This is a genomic window from Egibacteraceae bacterium (genome assembly GCA_035540635.1).
In the GTDB taxonomy this organism is placed as follows: Bacteria; Actinomycetota; Nitriliruptoria; order Euzebyales; family Egibacteraceae; genus DATLGH01.
In genome coordinates this window covers 18,901-45,624 of record DATLGH010000003.1, presented here as the reverse complement: position 1 = coordinate 45,624, position 26,724 = coordinate 18,901, and the positions used below count along the sequence as shown (strand labels likewise).

The following is a 26,724-nucleotide window of genomic DNA, read 5'->3' as shown; positions in this document are numbered from 1 at the left end:
GGCTTGGGGGCATGCGTAACCGTCTGCTCGCACTCGCCCTGCTGGTCGTGCTCATGGGCGGGCTCGTCACCGTCTCCTACCACCTCGGGGCCGAGTCCGGCGGGGCACCGGACCGCGCGGCGGGGCAGCCCACGGGCCTTCCGCCCGACTTCTCGGCGCTCGCCGACCTCTACGAACGCATCACGAGCGAGGCGGTCGACCCCCCGACCCACGAGGAGCTTCTCGAGGGCGCCATCCAAGGCATGCTCGAACGCCTCGAGGACCCCTACGCCGTCTACTACGACGCCGCGGAGTTCACGAGCTTCTCCGAGCTGCTCGACGGGAAGTTCTCGGGCGTGGGGGTCATGGTCGAGGAGACCCCGGAGGGCGTCACGATCGTCAACGTGATCGCCGGCGCCCCGGCGGAGGCGGCCGGCCTGGAGGTCGGGGAGCGCATCGTAGCGGTCGACGGGGAGGACCTGCGCGCTGCCCCCCTGCGGGCGGTCGTGCAGCGGGTGCAGGGCGAGGAGGGCACGACGGTCCTCCTCGGGCTCGAGGGCGGGTCGCAAGGCCCCCGGGAGGTGGCCGTCATCCGCGCCCAGATCGACCGGCCGGTGCTCGAGGTCGAGCGGCTCGACGACGGGGTCGCCCACGTGCGCCTCCTCCAGTTCACCGAGGGCGTGGGAGCCCGCGTGCGCGAGGCGGTCGAGCGCCATAGGGCGGAGGGGGGTCGAGGGGTTGTGCTCGACCTGCGGGGCAACCCGGGTGGCCTGCTGCGCGAGGCGGTCGCCGTGGCGAGCGTCTTCATCGAGGGAGGGACGATCGTGAGCGTCCAGGAGCGCGGCCGGGACCGCCAGACGTTCGAGGCGACGGGCGGGGCGCTGACCGACGTGCCGCTCGTCGTGCTCGTCGACGCGTCGTCGGCGAGCGCGAGCGAGATCGTCGCCGGGGCCGTGCAGGACCTCGGCCGCGGGCCCGTCGTCGGGACTCCGACGTTCGGCAAGGGCACGGTCCAGACCGTCCGGCCCCTGCGCGACGGGTCGGGGGTGAAGTTCACCACCGCCGAGTACTTCACGTCGTCGGGCGACTCCATCGAGGGCACCGGCATCGCCCCCGACCGGGTAGTGGCCGAGGTCGAGAACCAGCTCGCCGCCGCGCAGGAGGCGCTGCGCGCCGAGCTCGTCGGCGCGGCGCGCTCGTAGGCCGGGGGCCGCGGGGCACCGCGGCCGCCCGTACGATCCGGTCATGGCGAAGAAGACGGGCCCCGACACCATCGTCACGAACCGCCGCGCGCGCTTCGACTACGACATCACCGAGACCCTCGAGGCGGGCCTCGTCCTTACCGGCACCGAGGTGAAGTCGCTGCGCGCGGGCAAGGCGTCGATCGCCGAGGCGTTCGCCACCGTCCGGGGCGGCGAGGGCTGGCTCGTGCAGGCCCACATCCCCGAGTACGACTTCGGCAACCGCCACAACCACGACCCGACCCGCCGGCGCAAGCTCCTGCTCCACCGCAGTGAGATCGACCGCTGCGAGAAGTTCACCCAGGAGCAGGGCCGCACCCTCGTGCCCTTGCGGCTCTACTGGAAGAACGGCCGGGCAAAGCTGCTCATCGGCCTCGGCAAGGGCAGGGCCCGCCACGACAAGCGCGCCACCATCGCCAAGCGCGACGCCGACCGGGACATCCAGCGGGCGCTGCGGGAGCGGCAGAAGGCGTAGGCGGATAGACTGGTTGTTGCGCGGGTTCGTTGACAACTCCATGGTTCGTACGACCCGCTTCGCGGGGGTGACGTGGCATCGACGGATGCCGATCGGTCCCGGGAGAGCGAGCCGAGCACCTCTGGTCACCTCGTAAAACTGTCCAGGGAACCTATTAGGTGCCGACGACACATTGGCCCTGGTGGCCTAACTAAGCCGCCTGTCCGCCCTCACTCGCCTGGGGTGGGGGACCGGGCATCGCAACCAGGCTCCACCCGCCGGTCACCGCCACGGGCCGGTGGGGAAACTGAAGTGGCGTACGGCTGCTCACGTCGTCTGGTTCCGGGACGAGAGCGGCCCGACAATCCACCGGAACCTACGCTCGTAGCGCTTCCGGGGTTGAGGCATTCGGACCCGGGGTTCGACTCCCCGGCACCTCCACTGACGGCTTCGACGCCGCTGGCGCCGCCCCCTCCGGGGCGGCGTCGGTCGTTTCCGGCGGGAATGCTGCGGCGGTGGCTCCGCCCGGTTATGGCACGTCCAGCCGTTCGTCCCGATGGGGCATCAGCCGTCTGCCTGCTCGGCGCGCACGATGAGCGCGGCGCCCCCGGCCTGGACGGGGTAGGACTCGGCGACCGGCCCGTCGAACCACACCTCGACGGCGAGCCCCTCCCGCAGGTCGTCGAACGTGATGGGTTCCAACCCGTCTGCGGCCGCGCGGAGCAGCGCCGTCGACGTGCCGATGAACACCACCGCCTTGTCCCCGGTGTCCGTGTCGGGTTCGGCCTCGACAAGGGCGGTGCCGAGCTGGTCGCTGTCGGGCGCGGGGCAGACGGGCGGGTCGTCGCTGGACACGGTTCCCGCGGGGTCAGCCTCCGGGTCGGCCGGCAGGCAGCCCTCGGCCGGCCGGGGTGCGGGCGTCACCGCGGTGACGGTGCCGGCGATGTCCGCGGGCCTTTCGGGCGGAGCGGCACCGGCTCCCACGTCGGGCGCGTCGGCACAGGCGACGAGCACGAGCCCAGCGAGGAGCAGAAGCGCGAAGGTTCTCATGCGCTGAAGACGTCCGCCGCCGGCCGGCGGTTCCCGAGCGGGGGAAGCCCCGGGAACGGGGCGGCCGGGGCGGCCACCACAGCCGGGGGCGGTCACGGACGCGGGGTGTCACGAACGGCCCGGGCCCCCGGTGGGTCAGCCCGATGCCCGGAGCCGGGATGGAGGGTCGTGCTCGGCGGCGCAGCGCTCGGCACGGGCGCGGTAGCAGTCCCGCTCGAGCTTGTAGATCTGCCGGCGGATGGCGTTCCACTCCTCGGTCGACAGGGCGAGCTCGCGCAGCTCGGCGCACAGCGCGCGGGCGACGTCGGGGTCGACGTCCTCGCCGGTGTCCAGAGCCTGGCCGTAGGCGAGGATGCGGTCCTCGAGCGCCTGCGACGAGTCGTCCCAGGAGAAATAGACGTTCCGCTCGTCGAGCTCCTCGGAGAGCAGGGCCATGACGCAGCTCGTCTCCTCCTTGCGCCCGATCACCGAGATGTCGGTGGCGTGCACGGTGATCTCGAACCACCGCCGCTCGTCGTCGTCAAGGTGGCCCGACACCACCTTCATCCGCCGGGACATGTCCCGGCGGAAGATCTTGCCCTCGACGAACACGAGCCCCCTGAAAATCCAGAGGACCGGCCGCTCCGGGTCCCGGACCTCCGTGGCGATGCCGTGGCGATCGAGGGCCTCGCGGATCTCCTCGAGGACGGCGTCGTAGTCGTCCGGCGAGATCATGACCGCGATGTGCTTGAGGTCGAAGCGCCGGAAGATGTAGGAGACCTTGATCAACGGCACGACGAGCACGAGCGCGACGACGAGCATGCCGATCCCCGCCGCGTAGCCGTATCCGCACAACGCCTCGCGTGCCACCGACCGGACGTCGTCGCGGCGGTTCTCCATGCGGGTGATGACCACGCCGACGAGCGGCGGGATGGCGACGCTCCCGGCGATCATCACGCCCCGCAGAAGCCGCTCGTCGTCGGGCAGGAACGGCAGGAGAATCTCGGCAAGCGCCGGCACGAACGCCGCGACCACCACGGACAGCCAGGTCAGCGACAGCAGGCCGACGAGCCCGACCTTGTCGTCGTCGCGGGAGGGCGCCCGACCGAAGAACGTGATCGTCGCCAGGCCGAACAGCTTGCTGAACGTCTTGGCGAAGGCCAGCGTGACCATCCGGAACACGGGCATGGGTGCGCCGTCCTCTCGTCGCTCCATGGCAGTCCTACCCACGGTTGCCCGTTGCGCACGCCGACCCGCCGCCTCGGCGGACCGTGCGGGGCGGTCACCCGCCGTGCAGCTCCTGCTCGACGTCGGGTCCCGGTGGGCGGTTGTCGGGCGCCCCCTCCTCGCCCCGCAGCGAGAGCGCACAGCTCGTGCCGGCGAGGGCTCCCTTCGCCGCGGCCACCTGCACGAGCTGCATCCCGGGCGTCAGGTCACCTGCGGCGTAGACCCCCGGCACGCTCGTCTCCCCCTGCTCGTCGACGACGACGTAGCCGTCGCCGTCGAGGGCGCACCCGAGCTGCTCCGCGAGCCCCGTCACCGGATGGTGGGCGATGGAGAAGAACGCGAGCCGGCACTCCAGCTCGCTGCCGGAGCGCAGGCGCACCCCCTCCAGCTCCCCGCGGGCGCCGAGCAGCGCGTCGGCCTTGTCCTCGACGAGCTCGACGCCGTGGCGCGTGAGAGCGTCCCGCTCCGGTCCGTTACCCTCGAACGGCTGCCCGTTCGTCACGACCGTGACCGACTTCGCCCAGTCCAGCAGCTCGAGGGCGAATCCCGCGACCGCGGGGTCCCAGCCGAACGCCACGACCGGGAGGTCCTGCGCCTGGTAGCCGTCGCAGGTGGGGCAGTGGAAGACGTCGGCGCCGTAGTGCGTGAAGAACCCGTCGACGTCGGGGAAGGCGTCGACCACGCCGGTGGCGAGCACGAGACGCCCACCGAGGTGACACTTGCCGTCGACCTCCACCGCGAAGCCCCCCCGCGGCTCGGCTGCCGCGCTGCTCGCCTTGCCCTCGAGCATCTCCACCGTCGAGTAGGCGGCGAGATCGTGGCGCGCCCGCTCGAGCAGGGTGTTGGGGTTCATGGGGTCGGAGCCGAGGTAGCCGTGCGACTCGTCGACCCAGCGGTTGCGTGGCTCGCCGCCGTCGACGAGGAGCACCCGCCGGCGGTAGCGGGCCAGCCAGGTGGTGGCCGCCAGGCCCGCGGAGCCGCCACCGATCACGATCGCGTCATACATGGGCCCCTTCCTTGCCACCCTGGGCCGTGGTCACACCCGCTGCGCCCAATACGCGGCGAGCGTGCCGAGGGCGTTCGTGGCCAGGTGCACGAGTGCGGGGGCCACGATCCCCCCAGTGCGCAGCCGCAGGAGCGCGAAGAGCGCGCCGGCGGCGGTCGTGAGCGCAACCCCGCCGCCTACCGCCGCCGCACGGCCGGCGGCCGTGAGCGCGACGTCGTTCTCGGCGAGCAGAACGATCGTCGGGCCGATGTGCCAGAGACCGAAGAGCACGCTCGTGCCGGCCACGGCCGCCGGGACCGACCGCTCGCGCGCCCACGCGCCGAGCATCACCCCGCGGAAGGCGAGCTCCTCGAACAGCACGGTGCCGAACGGGATGCGCACACCGACGCGGAAGAGCAGCCCGCCGAGGGACAGCCCGGCGACCCGCTCGTCGGCGAGAAGGGGTGCCGCGGGCGGCCAGGCGAGCGCGGCACCGAGGCCGAGCGCGACGACGCCGGCGCCGGCCCCGCCCCAGCGCAGCCCCGGTGCGACCCCGGCCCTCGACAGCCCGAGCGTGTCCCATCCGTAGCCGTTGCGGCGCGCCGCGGCGACGAGCAGGCCAGCGGTCGCGAGGTTCACGGGGACGTACGCCGCGTCGGGCAGGCCGAGGAGGTTCGTCGCGTTGTTGTAGACCGCGAGGAATGATCCGGCCCCGACGAGGAACTTCACCGGTGCGCCACCTGGCCGCCGGCGAGCGCGACGAGCTCGTCGCGCGGGTAGTGCCCGGCGACGCCGGGCACCGGGGCGAGGTAGTCGGCAACGCCCCGTGGCGACAGGCCGTGCGCGGCGCGCAGGCCCGCCGCGATCGTGCCGAGGTAGCTCGGGCGGGGAGGCGCCGTCGTGGCCCCCCCCGGCATGCCGCTCAGGCTCATGACCGGGATCCCGTAGCGCTGGCCGCACGCGACGACGATCCCGTACGTGCCCGGCGCAACCCTGAACCACGGCGGAGCGCCCGCGCCGGGGGATGGCAGCCGGACGCGGTGGCGGGCCTCCGCGGAGACGACCGCGGCGAACTGCTCGTCGGTGACGAGGTAGAGCCGCGCCAGCGTCGAGGCGTCACGGCGGCGCACGTCGAGGAACGCGCTGCCTCCGCCCCACGTCCGCGACGTCCCTGCGAACAGCAGGGGGAAGGGCAGCGTCGTGGCAGCCTCGGCGAGCGGCGGCCGGCGGTCGGCGCACGGCGCGTGCACCCGGGCGGATCCGCAGGCCCGCCCGCCCTGCAGGTAGCAGCGGAAGCGCGGCCAGTGCAGGTTCGAGCCGTACGCGGCGTACCACACCCGGTGCCGGCCGTTGCCGCTGGTCACGTCGACGTGCCTCCTCGGGTTGCGGGGGACAGTGCCGATCCAGGCAGAGCCCGGGCAGCGGCTACTCTCGCAGGGTGAACCCGAAGACCCGACGCCTCACCGAGTACAGCCACGGCGCGGGGTGAGCGTGCAAGCTCGCCCCCGGCGAGCTGGCGCAGGTCCTGCGCCGCCTTACTCCCGTGCGCCATCCTGACCTGCTCGTCGGCGCCGAAACCGGCGACGACGCGGCGGTGTGGCGCATCGCGCCCGACCGCGCGCTCGTCGTGACGGTCGACTTCATCACCCCGCTCGTCGACGACGCCCGCACGTGGGGGCGGATCGCCGCGACGAACTCCGCGAGCGACGTGTACGCCATGGGCGGCCGCCCGCTCCTCGCGCTGAACCTCGTCGGATGGTCGGACGAGCTCGGCACCGACGTCCTCGTGGAGGTCCTCGAGGGGGCCGGGCAGGCGGGCCGCGACGGCGGCTGGGTGACGGTCGGGGGTCACACGATCGACGACCCGGAGCCGAAGTTCGGCCTCGCGGTGATCGGTGAGGTGGCTCCCGACAGGGTGCTCACGAACGCGGGTCTGCGCCCCGGCGACGCGCTCGTGCTCACGAAGCCGCTCGGCGTCGGGGTCGTCGCGACGGCGATCAAGCGGGGGGAGGCGGACGCCGCGGTCGTCGAGGCGGCGGTCGCGTCGATGCTCCTTCTGAACGACGTGGCGGCCCAGGTTGCGCTCGCCGCGGGGGCAGCGGGCGCGACCGACGTCACCGGGTTCGGGCTGCTCGGGCACCTGCGGAAGATGGCGGAGGCGTCGGGCGTGGACGCCGTCGTCGACCCGTCGGCCGTGCCGCTTCTGCCGGGCGCCCGCGAGCTCGCCGCGGCCGGCCTCGTCCCCGGCGGCAGCGAGCGCAACCTCGCCTGGGCGGCCGACCAGCTCGACGACGGCGGCGTCGACGCGACAACCCTGCGGCTGCTCGCCGACGCGCAGACGTCGGGCGGGCTGTTGTTCGGCGCCGCCCCCGACGCCGCGGGAGCTGCGGTCGAGCGGCTACGGGCGTCGGGGCACGACGCCGCCGTTGTCGGGCGGGTGGTCGCCGGCGACGGACGCATCCGCCTCGCGCCCCCCACCCCGTCGGACCGATGACGCTGGCCGACATCTCCGGACACCTCGAGCTTGACCGCGTCACCTACGACGCGCTCATCGCGCACGCGCGCAGCGACTTCCCCTACGAGGTCTGCGGCCTGCTCGCCGGCGAGGACGGCGAGCTGCGGGCGCACTACCCCATCCCGAACGCCGCGCGGTCGATGACCTACTACAACATGGAACCGAAGGCGCTGCTGCAGGCCATGAACGACATCGAGGACCGCGGGTGGGACCTCCTGGCGATCTACCACAGCCACACCCACACGGAGGCGTACCCCTCGCCGACCGACGTCGAGCTTGCCTTCTACCCCGAGGCGGTCTACCTCATCGTGTCCCTCCAGGACCCCGACGAGCCCGTCATCCGCGCTTTCGACATCCGGTACCGGGAGGTCACCGAGCGGGTTCTCACCGTTGACGGCGTGAAGGCTCCGACCGGCCCGCGTTAGGCTGGGCCAATGTCGATCGAAGTCCGCGTCCCCACCGTCCTGCGCAAGCACACCGACGGGCAGAGCAAGGTGAGCGGGGAGGGGGAGACGCTCGCCGACCTGCTCGACGACCTCGAGTCGCGCCACACCGGTCTTCGCAGCGCCCTCGTGGGTGAGGACGGCCAGCTCCACCGGTTCGTCAACGTCTACGCGAACGACGAGGACGTGCGCTTCCTCGGCGGCCTGCAGACGCCGCTCGACGACGGCGACACCGTGTCGATCCTGCCTGCGGTGGCGGGCGGCTGACCGCGCCGATGCGCACCCGCGACGTGAGCGAGGCCGTCGGCAACACCCCGCTCGTCGGGCTGCCGGCGCTGTCGCCGCCGGGCTACGAGCTCTACCTGAAGCTCGAGGGCCACAACCCGACCGGCTCGGTGAAGGACCGCGTCGCGAAGTACCTGCTCGACGAGGCCGAGCGGGTGGGCCTGCAGCCGGGCACGCGGATCCTCGAGCCGACGAGCGGCAACACCGGCATCGCCCTGGCGGCGCTCTGCGCGCCGAAGGGCTACAAGCTCACCTGCGTCATGCCGGAGAACACCTCGGAGGAGCGACGGACGCTGCTCGCGATGTACGGCGTCGACATCGTCTTCAGCCCCGCGAGCGAAGGGTCCAACGGTGCCGTGCGCGTCGCCGGGGAGATGGCCGCCGACGACCCCGACGTGTTCATGCCGTTCCAGTACGGCAACCCCGCCAACCCCCTCGCCCACTACGAGACGACCGGCCCGGAGATCGTCCGGGACGTGCCCGACGTGGCCGCCTTCGTGGCCGGCCTCGGCACGGGCGGGACGCTCACCGGCGTCGGCCGCCGCCTGAAGGAGCACAACCCCGACGCGCTCGTCATCGCCGCGGAGCCCGAGTACGGGGACCTCGTCTACGGGCTGCGCAACCTCGACGAGGGCTTCATCCCACCGGTCTTCGACGAGTCGGTGCTCGACGGGCGCTTGAAGGTCAACTCCTACGACGCCCTCGCCATGACCCGCGAGCTGGTCGCCACCGAGGGGATCTTCGCCGGCCCCTCGACGGGCGCCGCGCTCCACGTCGCGCGGCGGATGTGCAGCCCGAAGCGGTTGCCGGAGGGTGCGAAGGTCGTCGTGCTGTCCCCCGACGGCGGCTGGAAGTACCTGTCAACCGGCGCGTACGACCCCGGCGACGTCGGCACGATCGCCGAGCGGCTCGAGAACACGCTCTGGGCGTAGCGCCGGGCCCTCCGCGTCGACGCCGCCCCTCGCCCGTAGACTGCCCTCCATGTCCATCGCGCCCCCTGACCGTGGCGACCCGCGTCCCATCGGGGTGTTCGACTCCGGCGTCGGCGGGCTCACGGTCGCCCGGGCGCTCATGGACCTGCTGCCCGACGAGCGCATCGTCTACTTCGGCGACACCGCACGCGGCCCCTACGGCCCCCGTGCCCTCGACGAGGTGCGGACCTTCACCACCGAGGCCGTCGGCTGGCTGGCCCGTGCCGACGTGAAGCTCGCGGTCGCCGCCTGCAACACGGCGACCGCGGCGGCCGTGGAGACCGGCGCGACGGCGTTCCCCGTTCCCGTCGTCGGCGTCATCGCGCCCGCGGTCGCCGCCGCCGTCCGGGCGACCCGCAACGGGCGCGTCGGGGTCATCGGCACGGAGGGGACGATTGCCTCCTGCGCCTACGACCGCGCCGTCGCCGAGCGAGCCCCGGACGTCAAGCTGCTCAGCCAGGCCTGCCCGCGCTTCGTCGAGCTCGTCGAGGGTGGGCGGACGACCGACCCGGAGGTGCTCGCGGTGGCTGCGGACTACCTCGCTCCGCTCGTGGCCGGCGACGTCGACACCCTCGTCCTCGGGTGCACGCACTACCCGCTGCTCACCGGGGTCCTCGCCCACCTGCTCGGGCCGGGCGTCGTGCTCGTCTCGAGCGCCGAGGAGACCGCTCGTCGGGTTTTCAGCGACCTCGTCACACGCGGGTGGCTCGCCCCGCCGGGCACCGGCGGCCACCGGTTCGTCTCCAGCGGCGACCGTGACGCGTTCGCGCGGTTGGCCACGCGCTTCCTCGGCCCCCGGCTGCGCCCCGCCGACGTCGTCGCGCTCGGGTGGGAGGGCCCGTGCGGCCGCTGACCCTCACGGTCCTCGGCTCGTCGGGGACCCACCCCGGGCCCGCGCGCGCGTGCGCCTCCTACCTCGTCGAGCACGAGGGCTACCGGCTGCTGCTCGACTGCGGCAACGGCTCGCTCGCGAACCTCCAGCAGCGCTTCGACGTCGCCGACATCGACGCGCTGCTCGTGTCCCACCTGCATCCCGACCACTTCGTCGACCTCTACGGGCTCTACTACGCACGCCGGTTCCATCGCGACGGGCCCCTGCCGCTGCCGGTCTACGCCCCGGTGGGCGCCGCCGGCTTCATCGGCCGGCTGCTCGGTTCGGACGAGGAGTTCCGTGGCGTCTGCCGGTTCACCGAGTCGGCCGCCGGCGAGACGCTCGACCTCGGGCCGCTCACCGTGCGCCTGCACGCCGCCGACCACCCCGTCGAGACGCTCGCGCCCCGCGTCGAGGCCGGTGGGCGGGTGCTCGCCTACAGCGGCGACAGCGGCCCGACGCCCGCGCTCGTGGACTGCGCGCGCGACGCCGACCTCTTCCTCTGCGACGCGACCTGGCTCGACCGCGACGGTCCCCACCCGGCGGGGGTGCACATGACCGGGAAACAGGCCGGTGCGCACGCGGCTGCTGCGGGCGCCGCGTCGCTCGTGCTCACGCACGTCTACCCGACCATCGACCGTGACGAGGTTGCCGCGGAGGCCGCCGCCGTCTACGACGGGACGATTCTTGTCGCCCGTGACCTGGAGGAGCACCCGTTGACCGACGGCCATCCGCAACCTCGGGGCAGCGGCTGATGCGCGGCGACGGTCGCGCCAACGACGCGCTGCGCCCGGTGACCATCGATCTCGGCGTCCAGGAGTTCGCCGAAGGCTCAGCGCTCGTGAGCTTCGGGCGGACCCGCGTGCTCTGCGCGGCGTCCGTCGAGGAGGGCGTGCCGCGCTGGATGCGGGGCTCGGGCCGGGGATGGGTCACCGCGGAGTACGCGATGCTGCCGCGCGCCACCGACGAGCGCACGGAGCGCGACGCCACCCGCGGGCGGATCGGGGGACGGACCCACGAGATCCAGCGGCTCATCGGTCGGAGCCTGCGCGCGGCGGTCGACCTCGCTGCGCTCGGCGAGCACAGCCTCATCGTGGACTGCGACGTCCTCCAGGCCGACGGTGGGACGCGGACGGCGGCCATCACCGGCGGCTGGGTGGCGCTGGCGCTCGCGATCGACGCGATGGTGGCGCGAGGCGACATCCCCCGCTCTCCCGGCCTCCAGCCGGTCTCGGCGGTCAGCGTCGGGGTCGTCGACGGGGAGCTGTTGCTCGACCTGTGCTACGCGGAGGACGTCCGCGCGGGCACCGACATGAACGTCGTCATGGCGGGCGACGGCCGGTTCGTCGAGGTGCAGGGAACCGCGGAAGGAGCCCCGTTCTCCCGCGACGAGATGGACGGCATGCTCGACCTCGCGGCAAAGGGCTGCGCGGAGCTTGCGGCAGTGCAGCGCGGTGCGGCGGGGACGGTGTGACGACGAGGCTCGTCGTCGCCACCCGCAACCTCGGCAAGGCCGCAGAGCTGCGACGCATCCTCGCCGATCTGCCGGTCGAGCTGCTCGACGCCGACGACGTGGGCCTGCCCGAGGTCGAGGAGACGGCCACGACGTTCACCGCGAACGCGCGCGCCAAGGCACGCTCGGCGGCGACCGCGAGCGGCCTGCCGAGCGTGGCCGACGACTCGGGCCTCGTCGTCGACGCGCTCGGCGGCGATCCCGGCGTGCACTCGGCCCGCTACGCGGGGCGGCACGGCGACGACGACGCGAACCTCCGGCTCGTGCTCGAGCGCATGCGCGGCGTGGGCAACCGGCGGGCCCGGTTCGTCTGCGTCGCCGCCCTGGCCGCCCCCGACGGGCGCGAGTGGACCGCCGAAGGGGTGGTCGAGGGCACCCTCACCGAGGTTCCCCGGGGCGTGGGCGGCTTCGGCTACGACCCGGTCTTCGTACCGCTCGGCGAGACGCGTACGACGGCGGAGATGCCGGCGCAGGACAAGGACGCCATCTCCCACCGGGGGCGGGCGTTCAGGGCCTTGCGCGGGGCGGTGGAGGCGCTCATCGGCCACCCTCCCCCCGCCACGCGCGCGTGAGGGCGGACGAGGTCTAGGGCAGCGGAGCGACGCGCTCGACGAGCCCGGTCACGCCGCCGCTGTGGGCCCCGGAGGGCGCGGGTGCGGGGGCCGCCTCGGCGTTGAAGGCGTCGGCGGAGGGCACGGGCGCGGGTGGCGGTGCGCTCGCACGCGGCTGGGCGACCGGCGCGGGCACGACCGGGGCCGGTGCGACCGGCACCACGGGAGCGACGTGCGGGACCTTGGCGGGCGCGAGGTCGACGGTCGGCGCGGGGGCGCGCTCCACCGTCGCGATGTCCGGCAGGTCCACCACCGGCTGGGCCGGTGTGGCGTCGGTCTCGCAGGCGGTCGCCCCGAGGGCGAGCACCGCGATGAGCAGGAGCAGGGTCTTGGCGTTCATGCGCACAATCGATCACTCGTCGTCAGGGGTACGCCCTTCCGGCTACCCCCGGCTCGGCGTGGTCATGCGCTGGACGGCCGAAAAGAAGCCGGGTTCTCCGGCGAGCCCCTAGCGCGACCCGAACGGTGGGTGGTCGAGAACCTGTGCGGCGCCATGGTCGACGGTGGCGCCGGTGGCGAGGACCGCTTCCCGCAGCGCCGCGGCGACCGGCTCGCTGCCCCGCCAGAACGCGGGGTTCCACTCCGCCGTCGCCCCGGTGTGGTCGCGGAGTGACAGGGTGGTGGAGTGGCGGATCGGCGCGAGCAGGCCCTTGCGCCGCAGGGGACCTCGGCGGCTGACGACGCGCTCGAGACCCGCGAGGTCGATCGTGCGGACCCGCCCGGGCGGCCAGGACTGGACACGGAACCGGCCGTCCGGGTCGACACCGGCCCGGCTCTGCCCGGCCATGACGAGCCCCCCGAAGCCGCCGAGCGCGCAGCTCGTGAAGGCCGCGAGCAGCGCGAAGCCGATCTGGGTCACGGCGGCCATGAAGGGGGCGACGTCATCCGCCGATGTCGCCATGACGAGCCCCGCGGTGACGAAGACGCCGACGAGGCCGAGGAACAGCAGCGCGCTCGTGAGCGCGAAGGCCGCGACCGGCGCGTACGCGACGAGGCGGCGGGATGTGAAGAACGCCATAGGTGCCCATGGTGGCACGGCTTTTCGACGGGTACCACGGTTCTCCTACTGGCCGGAGGGCCAAGGCGCCCGGGCCCTCCCCCATCCCGGTGCGCGAGGGGGGACTCGAACCCCCACCCCCGAAGGGACCAGCACCTAAAGCTGGCGTGTCTGCCGTTTCACCACTCGCGCGCGGGTCCAGCATAGTCACCGGCACACGCCGCCCGGCCGGCGTGCTCAGAGCAGGCTGCCCTGCTCGGCGACCCTGCCACGAGCCGGCCGCACACCCCAATACCGGCCTGCCGAGGTCACGATCACGCGGGAGACCAGCGGAGGACGCCCTCGTGCCCCCGGAAGGATTCGAACCTTCGACACACCGGTTAAGAGCCGGTTGCTCTAACCAGACTGAGCTACGGAGGCGGGCCTGGCAGGCTGAAAGTCTAGCCCGCCGGGGGTCTGGTGCAATGCGGAGGGTGACCGACGGGGATCGAACCCGCGACCTCCGCGACCACAACGCGGCGCTCTAACCTGCTGAGCTACGGCCACCATGGGCCGCCGACCGGCGGCGACTCGCAAGTATACCGGCCTACCCGCGCGCCCGGGAGGGTTCGAACCTCCGACCTTCGGATTAGAAGTCCGCTGCTCTGTCCACTGAGCTACGGGCGCTTCGCGCCAAGGGTAGCGAGGTGGGCCATGGGCGGTCCATGTCGGGTGCCTCAGGCGCGGCGCCGGTGACGGTGCGCCGCGAGCGAGGGACACGAACAACGTGAGATGCCGACGATCCGCGCGAGCGGGCGCAGCGGGAGCCAGCCGGGGGTCGCACGGGCACGAACGCCGGGCTCGCGAACGGCCCAGGTGCGCCCGGCGACCCCCGCTGCGCGCTGCCACGCTCGCGCCCGACCACCACCAGCGCCGCCTCGAGGGGTCAGCCGTCCCTGCGGTCGGGCAGGTACTCGTCGTCGTCCGCGGGGGGCAGGGTCTCCCAGATCTCGGCGGCGTGACGGCGGGCGTCGTCGGCCACCGGTTCGGGGGTCGAGGGCATCTCCGCGAGCAGGTCGAGCAGCCCGGCGATCGCGGTGGCCGGCACCACCTCGACCTCCGGCATCTCCGCGGCCCGCCCCCGGTGGGGGACCGGCAGGCGCTCCTCGAGGTCCGCGGCGCGCCGGCGGGCCTCCTCGGCGACCGGTTCCGGCGTCGAGGGCAGGTCGGCGAGCATCGCGAGGAGGTTGGCGATGTCGCGTGCCGCCCCGGGGCTGAGCGCGATCATCGGCGGGGCTCTGGCGTGCTGGTCATCGGTGAGCGCATCGCCCTTGCGGTTGTGCCCGACTGTGCCCCGCGGCACACACCGGCGGGGCGAAATCTACGAGTTGTCCATCACCATCGCCTGATTGATGAGGAGCAGCGCCTCCTCCTTCGTCGCGGTCATGCCCTCGATCTCCTGCTGGGAGCCGTCCGGGGTCTGTTCGACAGTCGCCCGCAGCTCCAGGAGCTCCTCCTCGTCGAGGTTGTCGAGGATGGAGCGTAGCTTGTCGCGGTCCACGGCAGCTCCCCTGTGCGGTGTGGTGGTGAGGTGGTGCGTGCGTGCAGAAGCGCATGCTACCGCCTCCCCGTGGCGGCCTCCTCACACCGAGCCGCGTTCGCGCAGCGTGCGGTACACGAAGACGGCGGGCACGGTCGGCAGCCAGAACGCGAGGAGCCGGTAGGCCAGGACCGCCGCGGTCGCCGGGGCGGCCGGTGCGCCGGCGAGCAGCAGACCCCCGATGAGCACGGCTTCGGTCACCCCGACCCCGCCGGGGATGCGGCTCACCGCGCCGGCGGCGGTGCCGACGAGGGAGACGGCGACGACCGAGGCGGCGGGGAGGACGAGGCCGAACGCCGCGAGGGCCGCCGCGAAGCCCGCGACGGAGGCGAGGGTCACCCCGGCGGTCCAGGCGACGAGCGGCAGGATGCGCCGGGGGTGGCGCGCCATCTCCGCGAGGGGGTGGAGGGCGCCACGGGCCTGGGCGACCACGCGGGTGGCGGCGGGGCTGCGCAGGAGCAGTCCCGCGAGTGCGGCGCCAGCCGCGACGGCGAGCAGCAGCGGCCAGCCCCGTGGCGGTGTGGCCGCCCGCGGGCCCGCGGCGAGCGCCGCAGGCACGGAGACGGCGGTCGCGGCGGCGTGCACGGCGAAGCCGGCTGCCGTCGCGAGTCCGACCGCGCGGGCGGCGTCGGCAGGCGCGAGGCCGTTGCGCTCGAGGTAGCGCTGGTTCAGCTCGGCGCGACCGACCCCCGCGGGAGCGAGACGCGCGGGGAGGGGGGCGGCGAGCTGGGCCGCGACCGTGGGGCCGAACGGGAGCGGTCGCCCGCACGCCGCGGCGAGCGCACCCGCCGCGGCGGCGAAGCTCGCGGCCGTGGCCGCCAGCGTGCCGGCCAGCCAGACCCACCGCACGCCGGCGAGCGCCCGCAGGGTGTCGGTGAGCTGGGCGACGTGCGGCAGCACCACGTGGACGGTGAGGGCGGCCAGTGCGAGGACGGCAACGGTGCGCCGGCTGACCCTGAGGCGGGTGAGCGGCTGGGGCACCGGCACGGGGTCGCCGGTGCGGTGGGCGATCTCGGTCCGGAGGTCGTCGAGCAGCCCGGGGCAGCGGCGCACCTCGGCGCGGGTGACGCTCGAGAGGGCGAGGGGCTGGAGCAGCGGCACCGCGTCGCGCAGCCGGTCGGGGCCGAGGGCCTCCGCGGCGGGACGCACCGCACGCGCCGCACCGACGCGGGCCGCGGTGGCCGCCAGGAGCTCGGCGACGTCGCCCGCGAGCTGAGGGAGGCTCGCCGCCCCGGCCGCGAACCCGAAGTCGACCAGCCAGGGACGACCCTCGTCGTCGACCAGGATGTTGCCGGGGCGCAGGTCGCGGTGGGCGATGCGGCTCGCGTGCAGCCGTGCCACCTCGTTCCAGGTGCGGTCGAGCAGGCCCTCGTCGATCTCGGCGGGGTCGAGCTCGTCGAGGCCGCGGGCGTGGACCCGCTCGGTGACGAGCACGCCCGACCGGTCGGGTGCCGTCGCGGCGAGCAGCACTCCGGGCACGTTGGCTCCGCTGCGCGCGGCGAGGAGTGCCACGTACGCCTCGTGCTCCACCTGCTGTTTCGGGGTGGCGAACGGCGCCTCGTCGTGGACGTCGCGGAAGGCGAGGAAACGGTAGAGCTTGAACAGCAGGTCGGCGTCGCGCTGCGTTCGCCCGACGACCTTGACGAACAGGTCCCGCCGGTCCTCGGTGGCGGCCACGAACGGCGTCGAGCCCCGGGCGTCGGCGTGCACGGGGCGGACGTCGACGGGGCGCAGGCCGAAGGCGGTGAGCGCGGTCATGACGTCGACGACGCCGGGCCGGCGTGCGGGTGCCCCGCGGGTGAGGTGCACCGCCGCCCCGATCGTCCATCCGAGTGCGGTCCCACCGACGATGTCGAGGGGCAGGTGCGCGCCGACGAACACGCGAGCGAGCGCGACGGTACCGACGACGCCCCATGCCGCGCGGCGTGCGGGTCGGCTGAGGTGGGGGCCCGCGACGGCGGCGAGCGCCGCGGCGACCGTTGCGTGACCTGACGGGAACCCGAGACCGGTCTGCTCGGCTCCCCGGATGAGGACCTCCCCGACGAGGTCGTCGGGCCGCTCCCGGCGCACGAGCGCCTTCGCACCCTTCCCGAGGAGCCAGGCCGCCACGCCGCCCACCGCGAGATCTGTCGCCAGCCGCTGCCGACGTGCGGCGAGCGCCGCGGCGGCGCTCACGGGCACCGCGGCGAGCGACCCGGCCTGCATGATCGCCCCGAGCGGGGGGCCGAGCGCTGCGGGCAGGTCGTTGACGAGCCGGAAGACCGCGGCCTCGAGGCGACCGACGCCGCCGCGCACGGCCATGAGGGTGACGACCGTGAACACCACGCTGCCGAGGGTCAGACGCAGCACGTCGCCGGGGTGCCGCTGCACCGGCGGCTGCCCCGCGCGGCCGGCGCGGTCGGCGCTCATGCCCCCGCGGGGGCAGGTGCAGCCGACGGCGGGGCCGTGGTCGGCTCACGCGACCCGGACTCGTGCCGGCGGACGACCGCGTAGACCGTGTCACCGTCGACCGTCTCGTGGTCGAGCAGCAGGGCGGTGAGCTCGTCGAGCTCGGCCCGGTGGGCCTGGAGCAGCTCGAGGGCACGCTGCTCGGCGCCCCGGAGCAGGCGGGCGACCTCCGTGTCGATCACCCGCTGGGTCTCCTCGGCCCACGACCGATGACGGACCTCCTGGCCGCCGAGGTACATCGGCCCCTGCTCGCCGTAGCCGACGGGTCCAAGCGCTGGAGACAGGCCGAACTCCCGGACCATGCGCGTCGCGAGCTGCGTGGCTCCGGCAAGGTCGTTCGCCGCTCCGGTCGACCCTTCCCCGAGGACCAGGAGCTCCGCGGCTCGGCCGCCGAGTCGGACGGCCAGCGAGTCGTGCAGGTAGCTCTCGCTGTAGAGATGGCGCTCGTCGACGGGCAGCTGGTGGGTCACCCCGAGCGCCTCACCGGCGGGAAGGATCGTTACCTTCGCGACGGGGTCGGCGTGCGGGCAGAGCGCCGCGACGAGCGCGTGGCCCGCCTCGTGCACCGCGACCGCCCGCTTCTCGTCGGGCAGCAGGACGTTGGATCCCTCGCGGCGGCCGATGATGATCCGGTCGCGGGCGTCGTCGAAGTCCTGAGCGGTGATGCGCTCGCGGCCCGCGCGCACCGCGAAGATCGCGGCCTCGTTCACGAGGTTGGCGAGGTCGGCGCCGGAGAAACCCGGCGTGCCCCGCGCGATGACGTCGAGGTCGACGTCGTCGGCGAGGCGCTTGCCCCGGCAGTGTACGCCGAGGATCGCGCGCCGCTCGACCTGCGTGGGCAGCGGCACGGTCACCCGCCGGTCGAACCGGCCCGGTCGGAGAAGCGCCGGATCGAGCGACTCCGGCCGGTTGGTGGCCGCGAGGACCACGATGCCTTCCGCCGGGTCGAAGCCGTCCATCTCTGCAAGGAGCTGGTTGAGCGTCTGCTCGCGCTCGTCGTTCGACACCATCGCGCCGCCACCGCTGCGGCGCTGGCCGATGGCGTCGATCTCGTCGACGAAGATGATCGCCGGGGCGCGCTTGCGCGCTTCGGCGAACAGGTCGCGGACGCGGGCGGCACCGACGCCGACGAACATCTCGACGAAGCTCGACCCGGTGACGGACAGGAACGGCACGTGCGCCTCCCCGGCGACGGCCCGCGCGAGCAGCGTCTTGCCGGTGCCGGGCGGACCCGCCATGAGGATGCCCCGCGGCGCGATGGCGCCCGCACGCCGGAAGCGGTCGGGCTCGCGGAGGAAGTCGACGACCTCGGCGACCTCGCGCTTCACGCCCTCATAGCCGGCGACATCGGCGAAGGTCGTCTTCGGGCGGTCGCTGTCGAACACCTTGGCCCTGGACGCGCCGATCCCCGTCAAGCCGGCGAACTGGCCGCTGGCACGGCGGCCGAGGTAGAGGAAGACCGCGAGCAGCAGCAGGAACGGGGCGAAGGCGAACAGGACCCCTCCGAGCGTCATGCGCGGCGGCACGGCCTCGACGTCCACCCCCTGCTGCTCCAGCCGTGCGAGCAGCGCATCGCCGCTCAGCTGCACCGGGATCGCCGTGGTGAACGCCGTACTGTCGGCGAGCTCGCCCTCGGTCTGCCCCTCGGCGCCGATCGTCACGTGGGCGACCTCACCCGCGTCCACCGCGGCAAGGAACTCGCTGTAGGACAGCTCGGTGGCCGGCTCCTCCACCATGGGGCGGAAAAGCAGGAGCAGGCTGAGCAGCATCCCGACGGGCAACAGCCAGTCGCGCCAGGCGGGCGGCGGGGGCGGCGCTGGACCTGTCGGCTTGTCCGCCGACGGCCCCGACGCGGCCGGCGAGGTCGCGTGCCGGTCACCGCGCAGGTGGTGCTCCCTTCTCATCCGGCCCTTCCTCCTCCCTCGTATCCCTCAGCCTGCGCTCGGCGCAGGCCCGCGCAGTCTGGCGCGCTCGCGCACACCGCAAGCAGTGTTCCTCCGCTGGAAGCCATATGAAACCTACCGTCCATTCGCGCAGATGGCACGGCAGATCGAGAGACAACCTATGTACCGACAGGCATATTACCTGGAAAATCGGGTACAGTGCGGGGCACAAGACCACGACAACGACCGTCGGGAGGTGATGGTTATGCTCATGCGCTTCGACCCGTTCCGTGAAGTCGACCAGCTGCTCCGCCAGAACTGGGGCGGCACCCGGTCCAGCTATCTCGCCATGGACGCCTACCGCCGTGACGACGAGTTCGTCGCCGAGTTCGACCTCCCTGGCGTCGACCGCGACTCGATCGACGTGACGGTGGAGCGCAACGTCCTGCAGGTCTCGGCCGAGCGGGCCGCCCGCTATGGCGACGGTGCCGACGTCATCATCGCCGAGCGCCCGCAGGGCACCGTGACCCGGCAGCTGTTCCTGGGCCAGGGCCTCGACGCCGAGCACATCTCCGCGACCTACGACGATGGTGTGCTCCGGGTCGTCATCCCCGTGGCCGAGCAGGCAAAGCCGCACAAGGTCCAGATCGGCACGGGCGACGGCGAGCGTCAGGCCGTCGAGGCCGGGACCGCGAGCTGACCCAACCGACCGGTGCGCTCGCGCCGCGCGCGCCCCGCTTCCGAGCCACCCGGACCCTCCAGGGTTTCGCCCTGGGCCCGGGTGGCTTCGCTTCGCCGTCCAGGCGGTGTCGGTGACCGGCCCGGCGCAGTGGTCGCAGGCGGCGCGCTAGTCCGACCGGGCTCGCTTGCGACCGTTGGCCTGCGCCTCACGGGCGGACGCGAGCTCGCTCTCCAGGGCGAGGATCCGCCGTATGCCCGCCGTCGAGATGCCCTCCTCGGACAGCTGGAGGATGTGGGCGAGGCGGGCGATGTCCCGCCGGGAATAGCGGCGCTGGCCCCCCTGCGACCGGTCCGGGGCGACCATGTCCTCCTCGTCGTAGCGACGCACGACCTGCACGCTCACGTTGAGCAGGTCCGCGACCACGCCGATGGGGTAGACCGGCTCCTCCTCGTCCTCCAGGCGCTGCTGCCAGTCAGCCACCTCAGGCATCGAGCGAACCTCCCATTTCGTCCGCAAAGAACTTCGTTGTGCGGAGGTAGGAACATACTGCCCGAGGAGCGCGCGCCTGACACGTCGAGAATGCGTGGTGCACAGGGTTGTGCGGTGCTGGGGCCGGGTACTCGGCTCGCACACCCGAGCGACTCGTACGCGGGTGCTGAGCTGCACGACAGGAGAGCCGCCAGTGAACGAGAGTCTCCGGATCGGCGAGATCGCAGGCGTCCGCGTCGGGATCAACTGGAGCGTCCTCGTCATCTTCTTCCTCATCGCGTTCGGGCTCGCCGCCGGGCGGTTCCCCGCGCAGTTCCCCGACGAGACGACCGCCGCCTACGTCGTGGCCGGGCTCGTCGCGGCGGTCGTCTTCCTCGGCTCGCTCCTCGCCCACGAGATCGCGCACGCGCTCGTCGCCATCCGCAATGGCCTCGAGGTGGACGGCATCACGCTCTGGCTGTTCGGCGGCGTGGCCCGGCTCGGCGGGGAGGCGGCCGACCCCGGGGCGGAGTTCCGCATCGCCGGCGTCGGACCGCTCGTGAGCATCGGACTCGGAGGCCTGTTCTTCCTCCTCACGACGGCTGCGAGCGGGGCCGGGGCGCCGGGCCTCGTCGTCGGGGTCCTCGGGTGGCTCGCCGTCATCAACGTCATCCTCGCGGTGTTCAACCTCGTCCCGGCCGCACCGCTCGACGGCGGACGCATCCTGCGCGCCTACCTGTGGCACCGCAGGGGGGACCGGGTGGGGTCGGCGATCACCGCCTCCCGGGCGGGCCGGACGTTCGGCTTCGTGCTCATCGCCCTCGGGCTGCTCGAGTTCGTCGCCGGCGCTGGCCTCGGCGGGCTCTGGCTCGTGCTGATCGGCTGGTTCCTCGTCAACGCCGCGTCGGCGGAGGAGGAGCACGCCCGGATGAGGGGGACCCTGGGCGACATCCGTGTGGGCGACGTCATGTCGCCGGATCCGGTCGCGGTCCCCGGGTCGCTGAGCGTGCAGGAGTTCATCGACCGCTACCTCTTCCACCACCACTTCACCGCGTTCCCGCTCATGGAGGCGGACGGACGGGCTGCCGGTCTCGTGACGTTGAACCGCGTGAAGCAGGTGCCCTGGCAGGAGCGCGTCACGACGACGACCGGCGATATCGCGTGTCCGGTGGACGACATCCCGCTCGCCCGGCCCGACGAACCCCTCGCCGATTTGTTGCCGCGCATGTCCGCGGGCGCCGACGGACGGGCGCTCGTGGTGGAGGACGGCCGGGTGGTCGGCATCGTCTCACCGACCGACGTCGCGCGCTTGCTGGAGGTCGCCGAGCTGCGCAGCCCCCAGCGGACCGCCCGGATGTGACCCGACACCGTGACGACAAGGATCCGCGATCTGCCACCGGCGGTCGAAGAGTCAGGCCGGCTCGCGGCCAGCCTCGCGGGCCGGACACCGGCGGTGTTCCTCGACTACGACGGCACCCTGACCCCGATCGTCGAGGACCCCCGCAACGCGACGCTTCCCGAGGACACCCGAGCGGCCGTGCGTGACCTCGCGGCAGCGGTGCCGGTGGCGATCGTGAGCGGCCGCGACCTCGCCGACGTGCGCTCCATGGTCGCGGTCGACGGCATCGGCTACGCCGGCAGCCACGGTTTCGACATCGTCAGGCCGGACGGGGGGCGCCACGAGCTGGCGCCCGAGTCACTGCCGGCACTCGACCGCGCTCAGGCGGACCTCGAGGGCACCCTCGCCGGGGTACCCGGCGCCACCGTCGAGCGCAAGCGCTTCGCCGTAGCGGTGCACTTCCGCCGCGCCCGCCCCGAGGACCTCGGAGCGATCGAGCGCGCTGTGGACCGGGCCGCGGCCAGCGCCTCCGGCGCCCTGCGCAAGACGGGAGGCAAGAAGATCTTCGAGCTGCGACCCGCGGTGGACTGGGACAAGGGCAGAGCGTTGCTCTGGCTGCTCGCCAGCCTGGGCCTGGACCGAGCCGACGTCGTCCCCGTCTACGTCGGCGACGACGTCACCGACGAGGACGCGTTCGCCGCGCTCGCCGGGCGCGGCATCGGCATCGTCGTGCGGGGCGAGGACGACGAGCGTGCCACCGCCGCCCGGTACGCCCTCGCGAGCCCCGCCCAGGTGTGCGCGCTGCTGCGCGCTCTCGCGCGTCGGGACGACGCGTCCCTCGCCCGCGGGTGACGCGCACGCGCCGGGCCCTCGACCGAGTGGCCGCCCGTACCACCTGAGTCTCCCCGCCACCGAGCCGGAGCACGTCCGGCAGGCGGTGGACAACGGCGGGTTCCCCGACGACGCGAGCAAGTCCGGCGGCAGCGCAGCCAGCGGGGTACGCCTGCTGCCTGGAAGCGCCCCTCTACCGGTGGCAGAATCGCCACACGGCGTCCCGCGCCGCCTCCCCGAACACGCACCCTCGGCAGCCTCGCCGAACAGGAGTCTCATGAGGACGGCTCGGCCCGACGGCCCCCCGGGGAGCCCGGTCGACGACGGCGAGGAGGTTGCGTCGGCTCCCGGCACGCCCGGGGATGCGCCCCCCGCGGGGTTCCGCCACCCCTGGCTGTACCGGCTGCTCGTGGTCGTGCTCGCCAGCGCCTTGTGCGTCGCCGTGCTCGAGGCAGGTTTCCGGATCGCCGGCTACGAGCCGATCTACGCCGTCTACTCGAAGCCGGAGATCTTCTGGCAGCGCGACCCCCTGCTCGGCTGGTCCCTCGAGCCGGGCGCCGCCGGCACCTACGTGGGCCCCCGCCCGTTCCCCGTCGCCTTCCGCGCGGACGTGCGGATCAACTCCCTGGGACTGCGAGGCTCCGAGGTCGCCGGGCGCCCCCCACCGGGCGGACGCGTCCTCGTGCTCGGCGACTCCCAGGCGGCCGCATTCGAGGTCGACGAGGCGCAGAGCTACGCCGGGCTGGCCGCCGGACGCCTGACCGAACGCGCCGGACGCGCCGTCGAGGTCGTGAACGGTGGGGTGCGCGGGTACGGCACCGACCAGGCGTACCTGCTCTACACCGAGCGCCTGCGCCGCCTGCGCCCTGACGTCGTGGTCTTCCACGCCAGCGCGAACGACCCGGAGGACGACACGACGTTGCACCGGATGCGCCGGCCCTTCGGCAAGCCGGCGTTCGCGCTCGCCGACGACGGGTCGCTCGACCTCGTCGGCGCCCCAGTGCCGGACTACCCGTTCTGCTCGCTCTACCGGCTCGACGAGTCCTACAAGGTCCAACGCGTCGACGGGATGCGGGCGCGGACGCTGTGCTTGGTGCAGACGCGCCTCACCGACCACTCCGCGGTCCTGTCCTTCGTGACCGCCCGGCTGCAGACCAACCCCCGGCTCATCTGGCAGCTCAACCGGCTCGGGACGAGCGACCGGCAGGAGACCTACATCCCGCCGCCTCCCGAAGAGGGCGGGCCGTCGGTGGAGGGGCCGTCGGACGACGCCGCCCCGCCGGCCCCTCCGCCGCCCGGCGAGACGGCGCAACCGCAGGTGAGCCCCCCGCTCGACTCGGCGCACCGGCTCACGTCGGCGCTGATCCGTACGCTCGCCCGGGGGGTGCGGGAAGACGGGGCCTCGTTCGTGCTCCTCGGCAACGCCGCCGACCTCGCCGCGCTCGACGGGCCGGCGTTCGCCCGGGACGGCATCGCCGTGGTGCTCGTCGACGACGCGATCGGCGCGGACCAGACGGCCTTTCGCTTCGCGAACGACGGCCACCTGAACCCCGCGGGTCACGACCGGGTTGCCGCGCTGCTCGCCGACCGGCTGGACCTGCCATGACGGCGATCCTCGGCGTGTCCGCCTACTACCACGACGCGGCTGCGGCGGTCGTGGTCGACGGGCGGATCGTGGCCGCGGCGCAGGAGGAGCGGTTCACCCGGCGCAAGCACGACTACGGCTTCCCGCAGCACGCCATCGACTACTGCCTGCGCGAGTCCGGGACCACACCGGCCGACCTCGACTACGTCGGCTTCTACGACAAGCCCTTCGCGAAGTTCGACCGTCTGCTCGAGAGCTACCTCTCCTACGCGCCCGCCGGACTGGCGTCCTTCCTCCAGGCGGCGCCGTTGTGGCTGAAGCAGAAGCTCCACCTGGCCCGGGAGCTCCGCCAGGGTCTCGGCGGGGACTACCGGCGACGGTTCATCTTCGCGGAGCATCACGAGTCGCACGCCGCCAGCGCGTTCTTCCCCTCGCCGTTCGACGAGGCGGCCATCCTCACGCTCGACGGCGTGGGGGAGTGGGCGACGACGACTCTCGGCGTGGGTCGCGGCAACCAGATCACCCTCGACGCCGAACTGCGCTTCCCCCACTCGCTCGGCCTGCTCTACTCGGCGTTCACCGCCTACTGCGGCTTCAAGGTCAACTCCGGCGAGTACAAGCTCATGGGCCTCGCCCCCTACGGGGAGCCGATCTACGCCGACGTGATCCGCGACCGCCTGATCGACCTCAAGGAGGACGGGTCGTTCCGTCTCGACATGCGCTACTTCTCCTACGGCCACGGGTTGACGATGACCGGACCGCGGTTCCACGCGCTGCTCGGTGGTCCGCCGCGCAAGCCCGAGGCGGAGCTCACGCAGCGCCACATGGACCTCGCCGCGTCGATCCAGGCGGTCACCGAGGAGGTCATGGTCCGCTGCGCGCACCACCTCCACCAGCGCACCGGCCTCACCGACCTCTGCATGGCCGGCGGTGTGGCACTCAACTGCGTGGGCAACAGCCGCATCCTCGAGCAGACTCCCTTCCAGCGCCTGTGGGTCCAGCCCGCCGCGGGCGACGCCGGCGGGGCGCTCGGCGTCGCGCTGCTCATCTGGCACCAGCTGTGCGACAAGCCCAGGGTCGCGCAGCAGCCCGACGCCCAGGAGGGATCGCTGCTCGGCCCCGCGTTCCCGCCCGCCGATGTCCGCGCCGCCCTCGGCGGGGCGGGTGCCGCATACCACATCGTCGGCGAGGAGGAGTCCCTGTGCGCCCAGGTCGCGGCACTCCTCGCCGACGGCAACGTCGTCGGATGGTTCCAGGGCCGGATGGAGTACGGTCCGCGCGCGCTCGGGTCGCGGAGCATCCTCGGCGACCCCCGCAACCCGCAGATGCAGTCCCTCATGAATGTCAAGATCAAGTTCCGCGAGTCCTTCCGCCCGTTCGCCCCGTCCGTGCTCGCCGATCAGGCGGGGGAGTGGTTCGACCTTCCGGGCGGGGTCGACAGCCCGTACATGCTCCTCGTGGCCCCCGTCAGCGCGTCGCGCCGGCTGCCGGTCAGCGGGCACGAGCGGGGCCTCGACATGCTCCGCGTCCCGCGCTCGGAGATCCCCGCGGTCACCCACGTCGACTACTCCGCACGCCTGCAGACGGTCGACGAGCGCTTCGGGCGCTACCACCGGCTGCTCGAGGCCTTCCACGAGCGCACCGGATGCCCCGTGCTCATCAACACGTCGTTCAACGTCCGCGGCGAGCCGATCGTCTGCACCCCGGCGGAGGCGTACCGCTGTTTCATGGCCACCGACATGGACGTCCTCGTCGTGGAGGACTGCCTGCTGCGCAAGGAGGAGCAGGCCGGAGCAACGGTGCGCCGGGAGGACTACCTCGCCCAGTTCACCCCGGACTAGGACCGTCATGCACGCGATCGTGAAGGAGCCCACCCGCCGCGACTTCGTCGTCTTCGGCGCCCTCCTGCCCGTCTTCACGGCAGTCCTCGGCGGCCTCGTGACGAGGTTCAGCGGGTTGCCCGGGGCGGGGCGGGGGGTCTGGGTGGTCGGTGGGGTCGCCACGCTCGCGTTCGTCGCCGTGCCCGCATGGCGCCGGCCGATCTACATGGGGTGGATGCGGGGCACGTATCCGCTCGGCTGGCTCATGACGCACGTGATCCTGTCCGCCGTCCACCTCATCGTGATGGCTCCGATCGCGTTGCTCATGCGGGTCCTGCGCATCGATCCCCTTCAGCGACGGTGGGACCCCGCCGCCCGCACGTACTGGGTATCCCGTGACCGTGAGCCGGATGTGGCGAGCTACTTCCGCCAGTACTGAGGAGGCTTCTCGATGAGTGACCGTGAACAGCGGCTGGACGACGCCGCGACTGAGCGGCAGGCGTCCTTCCTCGGCGAGTTCTGGCGGTTCGCGCGCGCCAACCGCAAGTGGTGGCTCACGCCGGTGCTGCTCATCCTCCTCCTCGTGGGCGCCCTGCTCGTGCTCACGACGACTGCCGCGGGGTCCTTCATCTACACGCTGTTCTGAGTGCGCACGGCAGAGAGCGGTGGCGCGCGTCGCAGCCGGGGGACCGGCAGCATGGGCCGGCGCCGCCGGGGCGAGCGTCCCGCCATCGCGGTGGTGAACTGTAGCGTCGCGCTGCCCGGCAGGGGCAAGCCGAAAGTGCCCTGCGCGAGGCCCGCCGGGTCCCCAGCCTGGCGCTTGTCGGCGCGCCACCCCTTCGAGGACGTCGACCACGTCGGCCTCGGCGAAAGGTCGACAGCGCGCAGTGCTGCGAAGTCGTCGTTCGCCTGGTTCTCCACCTCGATGACGACGAGCTCCGGCACCGTCTCCACCGCGTAGACGCGGC

The 26,724-nt window shown here is 73.2% G+C and carries 30 protein-coding genes, 4 tRNA genes and 1 other RNA gene; 18 read left to right on the top strand and 17 right to left on the bottom strand.

All coding sequences use genetic code 11. From position 1 onward, the window contains the following. Positions 1 to 11 precede the first annotated feature (11 nt). From VM324_00505 to ssrA, 3 genes are all read left to right on the top strand, one after another. On the top strand, positions 12 to 1,181 hold the full coding sequence (locus VM324_00505; GenBank protein ID HVL97758.1) for a S41 family peptidase: 1,170 nt from the start codon (positions 12 to 14) through the stop codon (positions 1,179 to 1,181). A 43-nt stretch (positions 1,182 to 1,224) separates the two neighbouring features. Beyond that, a complete protein-coding gene (smpB, locus tag VM324_00500; protein ID HVL97757.1) occupies positions 1,225 to 1,695 on the top strand; it encodes an SsrA-binding protein SmpB in 471 nt (156 codons plus the stop codon). Positions 1,696 to 1,758: 63 nt separating this feature from the next. Continuing rightward, positions 1,759 to 2,118: a transfer-messenger RNA gene (gene ssrA, locus VM324_00495) on the top strand. Positions 2,119 to 2,238: 120 nt separating this feature from the next. Here ssrA and VM324_00490 read toward each other — a convergent pair. From VM324_00490 to VM324_00470, 5 genes are all read right to left on the bottom strand, one after another. Further along, positions 2,239 to 2,724 (bottom strand): hypothetical protein, encoded by a 486-nt coding sequence (locus tag VM324_00490; protein HVL97756.1) that lies wholly within the window; start codon positions 2,722 to 2,724, stop codon positions 2,239 to 2,241. Positions 2,725 to 2,859: 135 nt separating this feature from the next. After that, entirely contained in the window at positions 2,860 to 3,891 is a 1,032-nt protein-coding gene (locus VM324_00485) for a hypothetical protein (GenBank protein ID HVL97755.1), read from the bottom strand. Positions 3,892 to 3,985: 94 nt separating this feature from the next. After that, the gene (locus VM324_00480; protein ID HVL97754.1) at positions 3,986 to 4,936 is read right to left on the bottom strand and encodes an NAD(P)/FAD-dependent oxidoreductase; all 951 of its coding nucleotides are present in this window, start codon (positions 4,934 to 4,936) and stop codon (positions 3,986 to 3,988) included. 30 nt (positions 4,937 to 4,966) lie between these two features. Then, positions 4,967 to 5,644, bottom strand: coding sequence for a CPBP family intramembrane glutamic endopeptidase (locus VM324_00475; GenBank protein ID HVL97753.1), 678 nt, complete (start codon positions 5,642 to 5,644; stop codon positions 4,967 to 4,969). After that, positions 5,641 to 6,279 carry a hypothetical protein gene (locus VM324_00470; GenBank protein HVL97752.1) on the bottom strand — a complete coding sequence of 213 codons (639 nt, stop codon included), beginning with the start codon at positions 6,277 to 6,279 and terminating at the stop codon, positions 5,641 to 5,643. The genes VM324_00475 and VM324_00470 overlap by 4 nt, the downstream gene beginning before the upstream one ends. A 74-nt stretch (positions 6,280 to 6,353) precedes the next feature. On the opposite strand from VM324_00470, the gene selD reads away from it, so the two are divergent. Genes selD through rdgB form a run of 8 tightly spaced genes read left to right on the top strand, consistent with a single transcriptional unit; the run spans position 6,354 to position 12,085 of the window. Beyond that, positions 6,354 to 7,409, top strand: a complete 1,056-nt coding sequence (gene selD / locus VM324_00465; protein ID HVL97751.1) for a selenide, water dikinase SelD — start codon at positions 6,354 to 6,356, stop codon at positions 7,407 to 7,409. Then, positions 7,406 to 7,855, top strand: a complete 450-nt coding sequence (locus VM324_00460) for a M67 family metallopeptidase (protein ID HVL97750.1) — start codon at positions 7,406 to 7,408, stop codon at positions 7,853 to 7,855. The genes selD and VM324_00460 overlap by 4 nt, the downstream gene beginning before the upstream one ends. 9 nt (positions 7,856 to 7,864) lie before the next feature. Next, complete coding sequence (locus VM324_00455; GenBank protein ID HVL97749.1) at positions 7,865 to 8,140, top strand: ubiquitin-like small modifier protein 1; 276 nt, start codon at positions 7,865 to 7,867, stop codon at positions 8,138 to 8,140. A gap of 8 nt (positions 8,141 to 8,148) precedes the next feature. Continuing rightward, on the top strand, positions 8,149 to 9,090 hold the full coding sequence (locus VM324_00450; protein HVL97748.1) for a cysteine synthase family protein: 942 nt from the start codon (positions 8,149 to 8,151) through the stop codon (positions 9,088 to 9,090). 49 nt (positions 9,091 to 9,139) lie between these two features. Continuing rightward, positions 9,140 to 9,982, top strand: a complete 843-nt coding sequence (gene murI, locus VM324_00445; protein HVL97747.1) for a glutamate racemase — start codon at positions 9,140 to 9,142, stop codon at positions 9,980 to 9,982. Further along, complete coding sequence (locus VM324_00440) at positions 9,970 to 10,755, top strand: MBL fold metallo-hydrolase (protein ID HVL97746.1); 786 nt, start codon at positions 9,970 to 9,972, stop codon at positions 10,753 to 10,755. Before murI ends, VM324_00440 begins: the two co-directional genes overlap by 13 nt. Then, a complete protein-coding gene (gene rph / locus VM324_00435) occupies positions 10,755 to 11,474 on the top strand; it encodes a ribonuclease PH (protein HVL97745.1) in 720 nt (239 codons plus the stop codon). The genes VM324_00440 and rph overlap by 1 nt, the downstream gene beginning before the upstream one ends. Further along, positions 11,471 to 12,085, top strand: a complete 615-nt coding sequence (gene rdgB / locus VM324_00430; protein HVL97744.1) for an RdgB/HAM1 family non-canonical purine NTP pyrophosphatase — start codon at positions 11,471 to 11,473, stop codon at positions 12,083 to 12,085. Before rph ends, rdgB begins: the two co-directional genes overlap by 4 nt. A gap of 13 nt (positions 12,086 to 12,098) precedes the next feature. On the opposite strand, the gene VM324_00425 is transcribed toward rdgB, so the two are convergent. From VM324_00425 to ftsH, 10 genes are all read right to left on the bottom strand, one after another. Continuing rightward, positions 12,099 to 12,464: a hypothetical protein gene (locus VM324_00425; protein ID HVL97743.1), complete on the bottom strand. Its 366-nt coding sequence runs from the start codon at positions 12,462 to 12,464 to the stop codon at positions 12,099 to 12,101. 108 nt (positions 12,465 to 12,572) lie between these two features. Continuing rightward, positions 12,573 to 13,142 carry a hypothetical protein gene (locus VM324_00420; GenBank protein ID HVL97742.1) on the bottom strand — a complete coding sequence of 190 codons (570 nt, stop codon included), beginning with the start codon at positions 13,140 to 13,142 and terminating at the stop codon, positions 12,573 to 12,575. A 90-nt stretch (positions 13,143 to 13,232) separates the two neighbouring features. Further along, a tRNA-Leu gene (locus VM324_00415) sits at positions 13,233 to 13,313 on the bottom strand. 153 nt (positions 13,314 to 13,466) lie between these two features. Next, a tRNA-Lys gene (locus VM324_00410) sits at positions 13,467 to 13,541 on the bottom strand. Between the two features lie 52 nt (positions 13,542 to 13,593). Continuing rightward, a tRNA-His gene (locus VM324_00405) sits at positions 13,594 to 13,667 on the bottom strand. A gap of 47 nt (positions 13,668 to 13,714) precedes the next feature. Further along, positions 13,715 to 13,787 (bottom strand) — tRNA-Arg (locus tag VM324_00400). Between the two features lie 259 nt (positions 13,788 to 14,046). Continuing rightward, the gene (locus tag VM324_00395; GenBank protein ID HVL97741.1) at positions 14,047 to 14,388 is read right to left on the bottom strand and encodes a hypothetical protein; all 342 of its coding nucleotides are present in this window, start codon (positions 14,386 to 14,388) and stop codon (positions 14,047 to 14,049) included. 93 nt (positions 14,389 to 14,481) lie between these two features. Further along, on the bottom strand, positions 14,482 to 14,661 hold the full coding sequence (locus VM324_00390) for a hypothetical protein (protein ID HVL97740.1): 180 nt from the start codon (positions 14,659 to 14,661) through the stop codon (positions 14,482 to 14,484). A gap of 81 nt (positions 14,662 to 14,742) precedes the next feature. Then, a complete protein-coding gene (locus VM324_00385; protein HVL97739.1) occupies positions 14,743 to 17,109 on the bottom strand; it encodes a lysylphosphatidylglycerol synthase domain-containing protein in 2,367 nt (788 codons plus the stop codon). Next, complete coding sequence (gene ftsH, locus VM324_00380) at positions 17,106 to 19,052, bottom strand: ATP-dependent zinc metalloprotease FtsH (GenBank protein HVL97738.1); 1,947 nt, start codon at positions 19,050 to 19,052, stop codon at positions 17,106 to 17,108. The genes VM324_00385 and ftsH overlap by 4 nt, the downstream gene beginning before the upstream one ends. 238 nt (positions 19,053 to 19,290) lie before the next feature. On the opposite strand from ftsH, the gene VM324_00375 reads away from it, so the two are divergent. After that, positions 19,291 to 19,731, top strand: coding sequence for an Hsp20/alpha crystallin family protein (locus VM324_00375; GenBank protein ID HVL97737.1), 441 nt, complete (start codon positions 19,291 to 19,293; stop codon positions 19,729 to 19,731). 147 nt (positions 19,732 to 19,878) lie between these two features. Here the strand turns inward: VM324_00375 and VM324_00370 are convergent, their stop codons facing one another. Then, positions 19,879 to 20,202 (bottom strand): MerR family transcriptional regulator, encoded by a 324-nt coding sequence (locus VM324_00370; GenBank protein ID HVL97736.1) that lies wholly within the window; start codon positions 20,200 to 20,202, stop codon positions 19,879 to 19,881. 193 nt (positions 20,203 to 20,395) lie between these two features. Between VM324_00370 and VM324_00365 the strand changes: the two genes are divergently transcribed. The 6 genes from VM324_00365 (at position 20,396) to VM324_00340 (ending at position 26,402) form a co-directional block, all read left to right on the top strand. Further along, positions 20,396 to 21,541, top strand: a complete 1,146-nt coding sequence (locus VM324_00365; GenBank protein ID HVL97735.1) for a site-2 protease family protein — start codon at positions 20,396 to 20,398, stop codon at positions 21,539 to 21,541. A gap of 9 nt (positions 21,542 to 21,550) precedes the next feature. Then, positions 21,551 to 22,372, top strand: coding sequence for a trehalose-phosphatase (otsB, locus tag VM324_00360; GenBank protein ID HVL97734.1), 822 nt, complete (start codon positions 21,551 to 21,553; stop codon positions 22,370 to 22,372). Between the two features lie 256 nt (positions 22,373 to 22,628). Beyond that, positions 22,629 to 23,957: an SGNH/GDSL hydrolase family protein gene (locus tag VM324_00355; protein HVL97733.1), complete on the top strand. Its 1,329-nt coding sequence runs from the start codon at positions 22,629 to 22,631 to the stop codon at positions 23,955 to 23,957. Then, a complete protein-coding gene (locus VM324_00350) occupies positions 23,954 to 25,777 on the top strand; it encodes a carbamoyltransferase (protein ID HVL97732.1) in 1,824 nt (607 codons plus the stop codon). Before VM324_00355 ends, VM324_00350 begins: the two co-directional genes overlap by 4 nt. Positions 25,778 to 25,784: 7 nt before the next feature. After that, positions 25,785 to 26,195, top strand: coding sequence for an SxtJ family membrane protein (locus tag VM324_00345; GenBank protein HVL97731.1), 411 nt, complete (start codon positions 25,785 to 25,787; stop codon positions 26,193 to 26,195). Between the two features lie 12 nt (positions 26,196 to 26,207). Next, a complete protein-coding gene (locus VM324_00340) occupies positions 26,208 to 26,402 on the top strand; it encodes a DUF5989 family protein (GenBank protein ID HVL97730.1) in 195 nt (64 codons plus the stop codon). Here the strand turns inward: VM324_00340 and VM324_00335 are convergent. Then, positions 26,387 to 26,701 (bottom strand): hypothetical protein, encoded by a 315-nt coding sequence (locus VM324_00335; protein HVL97729.1) that lies wholly within the window; start codon positions 26,699 to 26,701, stop codon positions 26,387 to 26,389. The genes VM324_00340 and VM324_00335 overlap by 16 nt on opposite strands. Positions 26,702 to 26,724: the final 23 nt, after the last annotated feature.